This window comes from Sphingobacterium cellulitidis, from assembly GCF_043187465.1.
Taxonomy (GTDB): Bacteria; Bacteroidota; Bacteroidia; order Sphingobacteriales; family Sphingobacteriaceae; genus Sphingobacterium; species Sphingobacterium cellulitidis.
On sequence record NZ_CP171136.1, the window covers coordinates 3,889,114 to 3,903,907 of the forward strand.

Consider the following 14,794-nt stretch of genomic DNA (forward strand, 5'->3'; position numbering starts at 1 on the left):
AATTAAAAAGTTAATAATACAGAGAACCCTATATATCTTGATGGAGGAGTCTGACTTAAACCTGTCAAACCTAATGCATTACCATTACTAGCTCCATTTCCATCTGAATACTCTGGATCAGTGTATACGTTGGTTGCTGGAGTCCATAAGAATAAGTTTCTTCCTTGTGCACTGATTCTTGCATTTTTAATCACTTTTTGACCTGCTAATATGGAGCGAGGTAAATTATACGATAAAGACATCTCTCTGATCTTCCAGAATGCCGCGGAGGTAATATAAGTCTCATCAGCATCACTTCTTCCTGGACCCATTGTCCAATAATCTGAACCACCATCATAAACAGTGATATTCGTATTTGCAACATAGGATTGGGTTGCTTCATCCCAATAAGATGAGTTAGGAATAACAAAACGCTCTCTATCGTATCCTGCAGTGTTAATACCAGCTCCCGAGAAATCGAATGTACCACCGCCATTGTTAAAAATGTAGTTTCCTGTACGATATTCAGCACTGGTGTAGAATGTTAAATCTTTGTAGGATAAAGTAAAATTCAATCCCAACGTGTGAGTTGGCATAGCCGCACCTAAGTTGATCAAACCTTCTGTATTTTTTGGATAACCAGTGATTCTATCTACAATAATTCTTCCTTCTGGATCTCTCAAGTAGCCATATCCTTTGATAATTGGGAACTTCTCACCTTTAACTGCGTATGAACCTGTTGTACCACCATAAGTAGCTAATGCTAATTCATCCAAGCCTTCTGCAACTTCTTCTACCCTATTATCAATATATGTAAAGTTACCTCCAACTGTTAAATTCCAGCTTTCATTACGAAGCGGAGTAACCGACAATCTTGACTCGATACCTTTACCTGAAGTCGTACCTGCATTTAATAAGTATCTATTATAACCTGTTGACCAAGCAATATTGGTTGGTACGGTGTTATCTGTAGTTCTGTTATTAAAGTAAGTGAAGTCTGCAGCAATACGGTTATCCCACCAAGCTGATTCAAATCCTACCTCAACCGTTCTCGTCATCTCTGGTTTTAAACCTCGCTGAATAACTTGATCTCCTAAAGTAAAACCACCTAAACCATTATATGGGTATCCTGCACCTTGTGAGAAGGTAGGAACTAGGTTGTATGCACCGAAATTCGAGAAGTTTCCAACGTTCACCTGTCCTACTTTGGACCAGCTCGCTCTTAATTTCAAGAAATTTAATGCTTCGAAATCTTGTAAACTTTCAATTGCATCTGTCGCAACAAAAGATAAGGTAGCTCCTGGATAGAAAAACGAACGATTTTCAGGATCCAAAATAGAAACCCAGTCATTACGTCCAGTTAAACTTAAGAATAAGTAGTTCTTGTAAGCAATATCAATCTTTCCCGCTAAACCAAAGGTACGAGCTAGATATTGACTCTGATTTGCTGATGGTGTATTGATACTGTTTCCTAAGTTATAAAGTTCAGGAATTACCAATCCATTAACACCAGCACCTAGTCCAGAGTACTGATTTTGCACATATTGGAATAAGGCGGTATAATCAAATTTGAAATCTCCTTGTGTATGCGTAGCATGTGCTGTAAAATCTGAAACAACATTGGTTGTATAGTTAAATCCATCATTCACTGATCCACCAATATTGGTGCCTTTATAGGCTCCATGCAATCCTGCAGCATATTGGGTATAAGTAAATTTACCAACTGTGTTTTTGAAAGATTGATTTGCAGTTGTCATACCTACTCGACCCATGAAATCTAACCAAGCTAATGGTTTGAAATCTAACTGAACATTCCCCATCAAATAATCATTACGTGTATTATTACGATTATTTTCAGCTAAGAAATATGGGTTATTGTAGTAAGCATTGTAATAACCATTTGGATTGGCAAATGGATTATTTCTCCAATCTTTATAACTTAACAACGGAATATGTCCCGGTGATTGTAGAACCGCATCATAAATCGCAGCGTTCGCTCCAGTGGTGTTATACCTGTTTTGTGCATAATATGCAGTATAAGTAACATCCAATAGATCATTCAATTTTCTTGTACCACTAACACGAGTTGATGCACGGTTGTACTTGTCAAATGGAACTGTACCTGTGGCAGTTAAATATTGGCCAGAAAATCGGAATGAGCTCTTCTCATGTTTTGAACCAACAGAAATATTTGTCATATTACTAACCCCTGTTTCCCAGAATTTATCTTTATCCCCGCTCCAAGAATAAGGGTAGTTTTGTGTAGTACCATCTTGTAATGGATCCCCTACTAATACTGTTGAACCATCATATTCAGGTCCATACTGTTGGTTTTCATAAGGAACGAACTCGACGAAGAATGGATTTGTTCCTGAACCAAAACGTTTTTGAACCTGCGGTAAGAAAACCACATCTTCAAATGCTGTTGTATTTTCAAGAGTTACTTCTACACCTTCAACTGAAGCTCCTTTTTTGGTTTTAATGATCAAGGCTCCGTTGGAAGCTTGTGAACCATATAGAGCTGCTGCTGATGCACCATTTAGAACTGTAATATCTTCTACATCATCAGGGTTTAAGTTTCCTAACATCGAAGAAGGTGAAATAACGTTGTCAATGACAATCAAGGCTTGGTTATTACCTGTTAATGAACGCATACCACGTAACATTACACGATAATTGGGGTTTACACCCGAACCAACTCCTTGAACCACTAAACCCGCAACTTTACCTGTTAAACCTGTAACTACGTTTGAAGGCTTAGCTTTTGTTAGGTCTTCAGCTTTAATGGTGGTTTGAGCAGCACCAACAGAACGTCTTGAAGCAGTTAAACCTGCACCAGTAACAACGACCTCATCTAAGGTATTTTCTGTACTGCTTAAGCTTACGTTGATCACAGATTGAGACCCAACAGAAATGGTTTGTGAGGCATATCCTATATACCTGAAAATTAAGGTAGCATTGTTACCCACCTGCACAGAGTAATTTCCACTACCATCTGTTTGCGTGCCTGCATTCGTTCCTTGAACGATAACGGAAACTCCACCGATTGGGCTTCCGTCAGCAGCAGACGTAACTTTCCCCCTCACCTGCCGATTTTGCGCATAGACTACACCAATTAGCATAGTACACAGCAGCAGAACACTGAGTAATCTTTGTTTCATGTTTGTTGTTTTTAGTTAAATAAATTTGGTTCTAATCTTTATTGGCTAAAAGTTAGTAATTGTTAAACTAGCGCCAAATGTATTATTACACAACATTTTTAGCAAAAAAAGTCCATTTTATTTTTATTTATTTCTACCTGGATTAGGAATAAATAATAGTCTTTTAATTATTATCGAAATGGATAATATTTAATCGTTAATTTCGTATTTATTTATTCTCTGTTTAATTTTTTATAGTTTTAAAAATTAAATTCCTTTAAAATTAATTGTTAAAATTAAATTTAATGTAGTAAATCTGATAAACCGATTATTTAGCAACATTTTATTAACCTTTACTTATTCACATTTCTATCTCATTTTTTGGACAAGAAATAGACTAGAATCCCGTACATTTGCATATGCGATTTGATATTATTACTGTTTTACCTCAGTTATTGGATAGCCCTTTTGCCCACTCTATTCTACAAAGAGCGCAGAAAAAGGGCCTAACATCTATTCATATACATAGCCTTAGAGATTATGCAGTAAACAAACAAAAATCAGTAGACGACTATCCCTATGGGGGTGGCTCCGGAATGGTCATGCAAATCGCTCCATTTGCAGCATGCATCGAAAAATTAAAGGCTGAAAGAAATTACGATGAAATAATTTATATGACCCCTGATGGAGAGACCCTCAATCAGGAAATTGCTAATGGACTCAGTTCTGCAGAAAATATCATCATCTTATGTGGTCACTATAAAGGTATTGACCAACGGATCCGGGATATTTATGTAACCCGAGAAATTTCAATTGGTGATTATGTCCTGTCTGGTGGTGAATTACCCGCTGCAATTTTAGTCGATGCAATCGTCAGAATAATTCCTGGAGTGCTATCCGACGAAACCTCAGCCCTTTCCGATTCCTTTCAAGATGGCCTGTTGGATGCCCCAATTTATACCCGCCCCGTCGATTGGAATGGACACAAAGTGCCTGATATCTTATTAAGTGGACATGAAGCCAAAATAACTGAATGGCGTCATGAACAACAACTAATCCGAACAAAACAAAGAAGACCAGATTTGCTAAATGACTAAAAATCTTGCCTAATCTTTGCTTTTTTCACAAATAAAGTTTGAATATTCAATTTTTCTATTAATTTTGTGAGATAATGAAGACTATAATTCAATATACCAACCGTTGGTGGCTTCTGACTAAATAAGTCGGGAGCGTGGTATATTTTAGATAAAAATTTTTTCATAATCAACCAAAACCACAGAATGGTAGCCCGACGAATTTCGTCGGGCTTTTTTTATACTTTTACATATGATTATTAAACACATATGAACTATAAATTTAATACTAACTATAAGAAAATCTTAGCTGATACCACTACCCCTGTAAGTATCTACTTAAGGCTAAGGGACACCTTCCCAAATAGCTTGCTGCTTGAAAGTTCCGAATACCATAGTCGCGACAATAACATCAGCTATATCTGTTGTCAACCTGTCGCAAGTATCATCCTTGAAAATGATGAACTTCAGATTAGTCTTCCCAATGAAAAGAAAATCACTAAAAAAGCCTCAGAAATAAACCTCCGAGAGGAAGTTTCCAATTTTAGGCAATCTTTTCATTCTGACCCAATCCCGGATGTTAAGGTCATTACAAATGGTTTATTCGGATATTTCACCTTCGAAGCAGTTGAATATTATGAGGATATTCAACTAACTGCCAAAAGGGATAATAGAAGAAACATCCCTATTCTTCAATATCATATATACAAATATGTGATCGCGATAGATCATTTCAGAAACCAACTCTTCATTTTTGAAAATTTATTGGAAAAAGAAACCTCTGACCTAGAAAGAATGCAGTTCTTGATTCAGAATAAAAACTTTCCGGAATACAGCTTTCAATTAAAAGGTGAAGAATCTTCGAATATGGAAGACGAGGTTTTCAAAGCATTGGTAAACAAAATGAAAGAACATATCCAACGTGGTGATGTTTTCCAAATTGTGCCTTCTCGTGCCTTTGAAACCCCATTCTCAGGTGATGAATTCAACGTTTATCGGGCATTACGCTCCATAAATCCTTCTCCTTATCTCTTCTATTTTGATTATGGTGATTTCAAACTCTTTGGATCTTCGCCTGAAGCTCAATTGACCATTAAAAAAGATCAAGCTACCATCTATCCTATCGCCGGAACTTTTAAACGAACGGGGGACATGGACCTAGATGAAAAGATTGCCGAAGACTTGAAAAACGACCCAAAAGAAAGTGCTGAACACGTCATGCTTGTAGACTTAGCTAGAAATGACCTGAGTAGACACTGCAATCATGTTCAGGTAAAATCCTACAAGGAGGCACAATATTATTCCCATGTTATCCATTTAGTATCCAAGGTCGGCGGTACATTGAACCCAAACACAAACCCATTTGATGTAGTCGGTGATACCTTCCCTGCTGGGACTCTCTCTGGAGCACCAAAACACATGGCAATCACCTTAATTGATCGTTATGAAGGACTGCAACGCTCTTTCTATTCTGGAGCAATAGGATTCATGGGATTCAATGGCGATTTTAATCATGCCATTATGATTCGTTCTTTCCTGAGTAAACAAAACTTCCTCCATTATCAAGCTGGTGCAGGAATCGTATTAGACTCCGATCCTGAAAAAGAATTACAAGAAGTAAACAATAAAATATCAGCTCTTCGCAGGGCTTTAGAATTAGCGGAAACATTATAAAATGAGCAAACCCATATTAGTAATCGATAATTACGACTCCTTTACCTATAATCTGGTACATCTCCTTCAAGAATTGAAGGAAAGCTATGTAGTCGTTAGAAATGATAAATTCAATCTGGAAGACGTAGATAAATACGATAAGATACTTCTGTCTCCTGGACCAGGGATTCCTGAAGAAGCCGGTTTATTACTCGATGTCATCCGAACCTATGCTCCTACTAAAAGCATTCTAGGTATTTGCTTAGGACAACAAGCGATTGCGGAGGTTTTTGGCGGAAAATTGTTCAACATGCCTAAACCCCTACATGGCGTGGCAACTTCAATCCATATCACGGATCCAAGCGAACCTTTGTTTCAAAACTTCCCAGAGGACTCTAAAATCGGTAGATACCATTCCTGGGCGGTTGACCCGAATACCTTACCTGAGGACCTGAAGGTTACCGCTGTAGACCCTAATGGTGTTATTATGGCTTTAACACATAGTAAATATGATGTCAAGGGCATGCAGTTCCACCCTGAATCCATTCTAACGGATAATGGGAAGACATTAATTGCTAACTGGATTAAAGGAACTCAATAAAATTCATCAACAGCTTTTTGTATTATGACCATTTTAGATAAAATAGTAATCAGGAAAAAGGAAGAAGTCGCAGCGGCCAAGAAAAATGTTAGTTTGGCGGAATTGGAAGCAATGCCTTTGTTTCAAAGGAATTGCTACAACCTGAGGGAAAGCATCCTGGATCCTAATAAAACGGGGATTATCGCTGAATATAAAAGAGCATCTCCTTCCAAAGGCTTGATAAATGGCACTTCAACAGTAGAAGAGGTGGTCGCAGGCTATCAAGACGCTGGTGCTTCCGCTATTTCGGTCTTGACCGACCATGATTTTTTCCAAGGTTCATTGGAGGATTTGACAGCTGCCAGAAACGTTCTTCAAATCCCACTATTACGAAAGGAATTTATTGTTGATTCTTATCAAATAGCAGAAGCTAAAGCTTATGGAGCTGACATCATCCTTTTGATTGCTGCTTGTTTGGAAAAGGAGGAAATTAAATCGCTTTCTGAATACGCCAAATCTTTGGGACTTAACGTATTCTTAGAAGTCCACAATGAAGAGGAATTAAATAAAAGCATTTTCCCTAGCATTGACGCAATCGGAGTAAACAATAGAAATCTAAAGGATTTCAGCGTTTCATTGGACCACTCCTATGATCTGGTCAACAAAATACCAAGCCAATATATTAAAGTTTCTGAAAGTGGAATCTCCGACCCAGAAACCATTAAAGCACTCAAAAAAGCTGGTTTTAATGCGTTCCTAATCGGTGAAAACTTTATGAAAACACAAAACCCAATGGAAGCCATCAAAAAATTCTCTTGTAGTATTTAGTATTTAGTAGAGAGTATTTAGAGCGCTTTGTTTATCGATTTTAGGCTTTGAAGCGGTTAGCCCGCCATAGGTCTAACTACTAAATACTAACTACTAAATACTAAATCGCTATCTTTGTAAAAATTTCAAAAAAATGTCGGTAAAGATAGGCGAACATATTGATTTAGGGGAGTTTCCGTTATTGTTGGCTCCAATGGAAGATGTCAGTGATCCACCATTTCGTTACGTATGTAAACAAAATGGAGTGGATATGATGTATACTGAATTTATTTCTTCCGAAGGATTAATTCGTGATGCTGCTAAATCACGCCAAAAGCTTGATATTTTTGAGTACGAAAGACCCATTGGTATTCAGATTTTTGGATCTGACATTGAACATATGCGTCAATCTGCTGAAATCTGTACCGCAGCAAATCCAAACTTGATTGATATCAACTACGGCTGTCCTGTCAAGAATGTGGCATGTCGGGGTGCTGGTGCAAGCTTATTGCAAGATATCGACAAGATGGTGGCTATGACGAAAGCAGTCGTAGAAGCAACTCATTTACCTGTGACAGTAAAAACTCGCTTAGGCTGGGATGACAACACGAAAAATGTATATGAGGTAGCTGAGCGCTTGCAGGATATTGGCATTAAGGCTTTAGCGATTCACGGTCGTACGCGTGCTCAAATGTATAAAGGCCAAGCAGATTGGTCAATGATCAAGGATGTAAAAAGAAACCCAAGAATCAAAATTCCGATTTTCGGAAATGGAGATGTCGATTCCGTGGAAAAAGCAGCTGCTTGGAGACAAGAATATGAAGTCGATGGAATCATGATTGGTAGAGCGTCCATTGGATATCCTTGGATCTTTAGAGAAGTGAAACACTTCTTTAATACGGGGGAACGTTTAGAGGGACCTACGGTTTCAGAACGTGTCGATGTTTGCTACACTCACCTGACCAAATCTATCGAATGGAAAGGCGAGAAAACCGGAATATTTGAAATGCGTCGTCATTACGCCAACTATTTCAAAGGTATCCCGAATTTTAAAGAATATAGAATGAAACTAGTAAGCCTTCAGGATGTCAATGAAATCCTGGAAGTACTAGAGGAAATAAGATTTAATTTTGCAGAAGAAGTCGCTTAAATAAGCGACTTTTTTATGCCTCAGGATATTGATTATTTCCTTTTTAGGATTTTTAAAAGGGAATTTTTCTCCAAATAAAATGCTACTCCCAAAAACAGTAGAAATACCAAATTTCCTATCCAAAAATGCCCGAAATAGGCAAACCAGGATACAATCAGTCCCATCAATAAATAAGCTGTAATTTTCTTGGAATTATAAGGAATAGAATAGTTTTGCTGCCCCCAGAAATAGGAAAGGACTACCATCACCAAATAAGCACTTGTAGTGGATAAGGCTGCTCCAACATACGAATACCTGGGAATCAAAATTAGATTCAGAATAATGGTTATGATGGCACCTACTCCGGAAATATAAAGACCATATCGGGTTTGATCGGAAAGCTTGTACCAGATCGATAGATTCATATACACCCCTAATAACACGTAATTGAAAAGTAAAATTGGGACAATATATAATCCCGACCAATAAGCCTCTGGATTTAATGCACCGCCACGAATAAAGCCTTTTAACCAATCCAAATTGGCACAAATTCCTATCATAACGATAACCATTACTATCACAAAATACTCCATGATCATGGCATATGTTTTTCTTGCATTTTCATTTTTGGAATATGAAAAGAAAAATGGTTCAGCCCCTAATCTAAATGCAGTAACAAAAAGATTTAAAAATATGGCAATTTTCGCAACTGCTCCATAGACTCCAAGATCCATATCACCTTGTTCACCCGGAAGCAACCTCGGAAACATGATCTTATCCAGATTTTCATTGATGATATAGGAAATATTGGCAATTAAAATTGGAAAAGAATAGCTTAGCATACTCTTAATCAACTTGTTATCCAAACGGAATCGAAAGCCTATTATTTGAGGGATCAACAAGAGTAGAGTAACCAAACTTGCTGTTAAATTGGCTATAAAAACATTGCCTAACCAACCTTCACGAATCCATCCCGAACTGATTTCTCTAAAAAATTCAGAGTTTTTGTTCCATTCCGGCAACCATGCCAATAAAATAAAATTGACAGCTATAAACACCAAGATATTGATCAATTTCACCAGTCCATACCGAATTGGCCGCCCCCCTGCTCGCAATTTCGCAAAAGGTACCACCGCAATGGCATCCGCAGCAATTATTAAGGCAAAAAACTTGACGTATAATATGTAATCTGGAATATTGTCACCCGTACTGATGAAGGATGCTATAGGCTCTGTAAAGGTAAATACGGACAACAAAAATATGGCTGTCGTAATTAAGGTAATAAAGAAACTATTGTCGAATACCCGATCTTTATCGACATCTTCCTTTTGGAGATACCGAAAAAATGTCGTCTCCATCCCAAATGCAATAATAGCATTCAGCATGGACGCATAAGAAAAAAGATTAGTGAAAACTCCGTAAATGGAGGTGTTGAATCTTGCTGTAAAGAAAGGGGTCATCAAGAACCCAAGCATTCGTGATAAGATGGTTGAGAAACCATAAATCATCGTATCGCTGACAAATTTCTTAACTACCGACACGCTTATTTGATTTTCTTTTTGACTTCAAAATTCCGGAACCCTTTGATTTCATCAGATTCCTGATACTCAACTTGGCTGACCTCGGCATGTTCAGACCCTTCTTGACAAAACCCAAGTAAGGACTCTAAACCAAAGGAATCTCCTTCTGCTTCAATATAGACAGATCCGTCCGATTCGTTCAGAACAAAACCTTTTACCCCTAATTGATCAGCAACGGCCTTCGTGGAAGCCCTGAAAAAGACCCCTTGAACTTTCCCTCCAACCCTTATATTCCAATGTTTCATGGATACAAAGGTAAAAGAAGAAATAGAATTAGAAACTATCTAATTCTTCTAACCTTAACTTTTGGATTTAATTTGAAAGTATCCATACCTTCTAATAACACCAAACCGGGTTTCTTACCCACTTCTAATGAACCTAACTCATGCTCTAAGTTTAATGCCTTAGCCCCATTTAAAGTTGCCCATTTGATGGTTTCATTGAAATCCAAATCCGGATACTCCTGATGAATCACTTTCAATTCCTCTAAAATATCCAAGGTATCATTAGATGCCAAACTATCTGTACCGATAACGATATCATGACCACCTAATAGGAAGTTGTCAATTTTTGGAATTCTATCTTCAATATATAAATTGGCTTTCGGACAAAAACAGAAATATACGGACCTACCCATTCTATCCACAAAATCCAAATCCTTAATCGAAGTATAAGTATTATGAACTAAAATTAATTTGTTTTTACTAGGAATATAAGGTAGAAAGGATTGCAATGAATTTCTAGCTTGCGCTCTAAAGTCCTCCATTGCTAAATTCATTTTCTTAAAGAATTCTAAAAACTCTCCTTTATTATAGCGGAACAATTTATTTTCTTCATCACTCTCCTGATTATGGATACTGATGATATTATCTTCACTAATAGCTTTCTTTAAGGTCTTAAATAAGAATTTTGAACCTGAATACGGCGCGTGTGGAGTAATTGAGGAGTGTTTATAATCAAAATGAAACTCAATTTCTTTGGCATTATCGATTCGAGTAACAACATCTTCTTTATTCGTTGCCATTACTTCCACAAAAGTATGATACTTAATAGGACTTGTTTCTTTGATCTTTGCTGTTACGGCTGAGTTTACATGGTCTCCAACGGCTTGAATTCCATTCTCATACATCAACTTATCTGCTTCTTCCATCGCAGCTTCAACCTTCTCTTCATGGTTTCCACGTTCATTGATAACCGTAGAAAGAAAAGTAGGTAAACCCGTATTTCGAGGCACTACACCAAGCATATGGGATAATTCAAGATGACAATGTGCATTCACAAACCCAGGGATTAATGCTCCTTTGAATTGCTCTACCAAATTTTCATCAATTTCACCAGGATTGAAAACACCTTTCACAACTCCTTGATCATCCATCGCAACAACCCCCTTTTTAATGGCAGGACCTGCAACAGGAAACACGACATCAGCAGCGTAATACTTCATAAGAAATTAATAGTTCCGTTTTTTAAAAGTTAGCGTAATTAGCCTCTTGGAGGCAATGTTGGCAATTTACAAAAAAATACTAGGAGTTTAACTAATAAAATAATAATTACGAATTTGTTACAAATATATTTAAATTTTGTTTTATTTAGCCAAAAGCCTATGTTTGCCCTATCGATTAGGGGTGCCTTGTTAATAAACACAAAAACAGGCTGAGATTATACCCTGTATTTCAATAACTTACATGAAATACATACCTGATCTGGATAATGCCAGCGTAGGGATAGGGCGGTTAAATAGAACTTGTTGTAACCCCTTTCAACAAGAAAGTTTAACTCTTTAAAACATTTTTTTTATTATGTTTAACAAGCTTTGGGCAACTTTAGCCTTATGTTTGATTGTATTAATGAGCTTTGCTCAACAAAAGTTAACTGTAAGGGTTTTAGACAAATCTGGAGCCTCTGCAAATGGTGCAACCGTCGCTATTGATGGCCAGGCTAAATCCACAAATCAGGACGGAATCGCCGTTTTTGACAACTTAAACAACCAATTCTATAACTTAAAAATTTCTTTTATTGGTTATAAATCCGAGATTTCAAGAATTAATCCCGTAAATCAAGCTAATTTTTCCATTCAATTAAAAGACCAAGTCCTCCAATTTGAAGAAGTTTACGTTTCAGCAACCCGCGCTAAGGAGAATTCTGCAACAACATATAAAACCATAACCAAGGAAGATATCAATAAAAATAATCTAGGTCAGGATATCCCCTATTTACTGGATCAAACACCTGGAGTGGTTATTGGATCCGATGCAGGTGCTGGTATCGGGTATACCAGTATGACGATCCGGGGGTCTGATAGCGAACGTATCAATGTCACCCTCAATGGTATTCCGTTGAATAACCCGGAATCTATGGGCTCTTTCTTTGTTAACCTGCCTGACTTTGCATCCAGCACGGAAAGTATTCAGATTCAACGTGGTATTGGAACCTCTACAAATGGCCCCTCCGCATTTGGAGCATCCCTAAATATTCAAACCGACGCTTTGGAAACTAAGCCTTATCTGGAACTGAATAACTCATTTGGATCATACAACTCTTGGAAAAACACTATTAAGGCTGGGTCTGGCTTGATTAACAATAAATTCGCTTTTAATGCCAGACTCTCCAGGATCTCATCAGACGGCTATGTGGAACGCGCTTCTTCAAACCTGAAATCCATGTATGTTGATGCGGGCCTTTACACTGACAAACACAGCCTAAAAGCGACTGTTTTCTCAGGTAAAGAGAAGACCTATCAAGCTTGGTATGGCGTAGCTGAACCTTTATTCAAAGAAAATGGTTACCGAATCGAAGAATATGCTGAAAACCTTTGGCTCTCCGGTACTGAACGCGATAGATTCTTAAATGGCAATCGTAAATACAATTACTATAATTACGATAATCAGACTGATAACTATACCCAAACACATGCTCATTTAAATTATTCTTATCGTCAATCTGAGAAGATGATATTTAATACAGCTTTACATTACACTCGTGGAGCAGGTTATTATGAAGAATTCAAACCAATGGACAATCTGGAGCACTATGGAATTGCCCCAGTTCAATCCGATGGTAAACCTATTGAAGACACCGATTTAATTAGAAGAAGATGGTTGGATAACCATTTCTATGGCTTAACTTACTCCTTGTTGTACAAGCCGTCAACAAATTTGAATTTCACTTTCGGAGGTGCATATAATCAATATAAAGGTGACCATTATGGTGAAGTCATCTGGGCTAACCTAGTTCCTCAAAGCCAAATAAAGGATAAATATTACTTCAGTCATGCCAATAAGAATGACTTTAATTTCTATGCAAAAGCAGATTATAGAATGGACAACTTTCTCTTTAATCTAGATGTTCAGTATAGAAATAATATCTACAATGGAAAAGGTGATGATGACAAGATAAAAGACTTCTCCTTTGAAGACAACCATAATTTCGTAAATCCTAAGGCTGGTATTACCTATTTTCTAAATAATAATTCCAACATCTACGCTTCATATGCTTTTGCAAGTAAAGAGCCGACTCGGAATGATTATGTTGAGAACCCAATTGGAGCATTTCCTAAGACTGAAAAAATGCAGGACATCGAAACAGGATATCGTTTTAGAAATGAATTCCTAACTATTGGAGCGAATGCTTATGCGATGTTGTACAAGGACCAGCTAATTCCTACAGGCGCATTAAATGATGTAGGTAGCGCAGTTCGTATTAATGTGGATAATAGTTATAGAATGGGTCTTGAAATGGATGCCAGCTGGAGAATACATCCTAAATTTACTTGGTCAGCAACCGCTGCTTTAAGCCAAAATAGAATCAAGAATTTTATAGAAAACATCCCTATTTACGACGATAACTTTGAAGTAGATAAATACGAAAAAATCACTCATAAATTAACTGAAATCGCGAAATCTCCATCAACAGTTTTATCAAACAATTTCACGTATAAGCCAATCGAGTCTTTAAGCTTTAGTTTCTTGACCAAGTACATTTCTAGAATTTATTTGGATAACACGAATGAAGTTAAGAGAAGTATTGATCCTTCATTTGTAAACAACTTCCAGGCGATCTATTCTTTCTCCATTTTCGGAGTGAAGAATATTGATTTAAACTTGATGGTGAACAATATCTTCAATGAGAAATATGCAACATCAGGATTTACCTATAGCTCGATCATGCAATCTGTAGGAAAGAGAGACTATTTCAATTTCTATTACCCACAGGCAGAAACCAATGCTATGTTGGGCTTGAATATCCGTTTTTAATAGTACCAAACCCCTCAATAAGAAGATTTCCTTCCGTTCATTCGGAAGGGCATTTTCCATTTATGACCTTTTAGAACTGATAATTCCAGATTCATTTTTGTCAAAATCAATTTAACTTAATACTTTTAATCCATGCGAGCAGTAATCCAAAGGGTAACTCATGCTTCTTGCACAGTTGACGATCATATCACTGGAAAGATAGAACATGGCTTACTAGTTTTGTTAGGTGTTGAAGAAGAAGACACCTCTGAGGACCTTCAATGGTTGGGTCAAAAATTAATCAATCTGAGAATCTTTTCAGACGAGCAGGGCTTAATAAACAAGTCGATTCAAGACATTCAGGGCAATATCCTATTGATTTCTCAATTCACACTTTTTGCACAAACAAAAAAGGGGAATCGTCCCTCCTTTCTTCGTGCGGGAAAACCAGACAAGGCAAAGCCTATGTATGAAGAAATGGGAAAATTCCTATCCGATGGATTGGGTAAGACGGTTCAAATGGGAATTTTCGGCGCAGACATGAAGATTGACCTTCGCAACGATGGCCCCGTGACCATCATCATGAATACCAAAGACAAAGACAACTTCTAGACCCAATAC

At 37.3% G+C, this 14,794-nt stretch carries 11 protein-coding genes and 1 riboswitch; of the genes, 7 read left to right on the top strand and 4 right to left on the bottom strand.

What is annotated here, in order from left to right:
- Window positions 1-2: 2 nt before the first annotated feature.
- Entirely contained in the window at window positions 3-3,140 is a 3,138-nt protein-coding gene (locus tag ACF3OC_RS17030; protein WP_094258489.1) for a SusC/RagA family TonB-linked outer membrane protein, read from the bottom strand.
- 398 nt (window positions 3,141-3,538) lie between these two features.
- Here ACF3OC_RS17030 and trmD point away from each other — a divergent pair, with 398 nt between their 5' ends.
- From trmD to dusB, 5 genes are all read left to right on the top strand, one after another.
- A complete protein-coding gene (trmD, locus tag ACF3OC_RS17035; RefSeq protein WP_094280576.1) occupies window positions 3,539-4,216 on the top strand; it encodes a tRNA (guanosine(37)-N1)-methyltransferase TrmD in 678 nt (225 codons plus the stop codon).
- Between the two features lie 246 nt (window positions 4,217-4,462).
- Entirely contained in the window at window positions 4,463-5,866 is a 1,404-nt protein-coding gene (locus ACF3OC_RS17040) for an anthranilate synthase component I family protein (RefSeq protein WP_182499094.1), read from the top strand.
- 1 nt (window position 5,867) lies between these two features.
- Window positions 5,868-6,446: an aminodeoxychorismate/anthranilate synthase component II gene (locus ACF3OC_RS17045; RefSeq protein WP_094258486.1), complete on the top strand. Its 579-nt coding sequence runs from the start codon at window positions 5,868-5,870 to the stop codon at window positions 6,444-6,446.
- A gap of 24 nt (window positions 6,447-6,470) precedes the next feature.
- Window positions 6,471-7,253 (top strand): indole-3-glycerol phosphate synthase TrpC, encoded by a 783-nt coding sequence (gene trpC / locus ACF3OC_RS17050; protein WP_094280578.1) that lies wholly within the window; start codon window positions 6,471-6,473, stop codon window positions 7,251-7,253.
- A gap of 133 nt (window positions 7,254-7,386) precedes the next feature.
- On the top strand, window positions 7,387-8,382 hold the full coding sequence (gene dusB / locus ACF3OC_RS17055; RefSeq protein ID WP_094258484.1) for a tRNA dihydrouridine synthase DusB: 996 nt from the start codon (window positions 7,387-7,389) through the stop codon (window positions 8,380-8,382).
- Window positions 8,383-8,414: 32 nt separating this feature from the next.
- Here the strand turns inward: dusB and ACF3OC_RS17060 are convergent, their stop codons facing one another.
- Genes ACF3OC_RS17060 through ACF3OC_RS17070 form a run of 3 tightly spaced genes read right to left on the bottom strand, consistent with a single transcriptional unit; the run spans window position 8,415 to window position 11,385 of the window.
- Entirely contained in the window at window positions 8,415-9,902 is a 1,488-nt protein-coding gene (locus ACF3OC_RS17060; protein WP_392470111.1) for a lipopolysaccharide biosynthesis protein, read from the bottom strand.
- Window positions 9,903-9,904: 2 nt separating this feature from the next.
- Complete coding sequence (locus ACF3OC_RS17065) at window positions 9,905-10,186, bottom strand: acylphosphatase (protein WP_392470113.1); 282 nt, start codon at window positions 10,184-10,186, stop codon at window positions 9,905-9,907.
- 35 nt (window positions 10,187-10,221) lie between these two features.
- Window positions 10,222-11,385, bottom strand: a complete 1,164-nt coding sequence (locus ACF3OC_RS17070) for an amidohydrolase family protein (RefSeq protein ID WP_094258481.1) — start codon at window positions 11,383-11,385, stop codon at window positions 10,222-10,224.
- Between the two features lie 167 nt (window positions 11,386-11,552).
- Window positions 11,553-11,683: riboswitch (TPP riboswitch) on the top strand.
- A gap of 57 nt (window positions 11,684-11,740) precedes the next feature.
- Here ACF3OC_RS17070 and ACF3OC_RS17075 point away from each other — a divergent pair.
- Both ACF3OC_RS17075 and dtd read left to right on the top strand, forming a co-directional pair.
- Entirely contained in the window at window positions 11,741-14,194 is a 2,454-nt protein-coding gene (locus tag ACF3OC_RS17075) for a TonB-dependent receptor domain-containing protein (RefSeq protein WP_182499095.1), read from the top strand.
- 132 nt (window positions 14,195-14,326) lie between these two features.
- Window positions 14,327-14,785, top strand: a complete 459-nt coding sequence (dtd, locus tag ACF3OC_RS17080; RefSeq protein ID WP_094258479.1) for a D-aminoacyl-tRNA deacylase — start codon at window positions 14,327-14,329, stop codon at window positions 14,783-14,785.
- The last annotated feature ends 9 nt before the right edge of the window (window positions 14,786-14,794 follow it).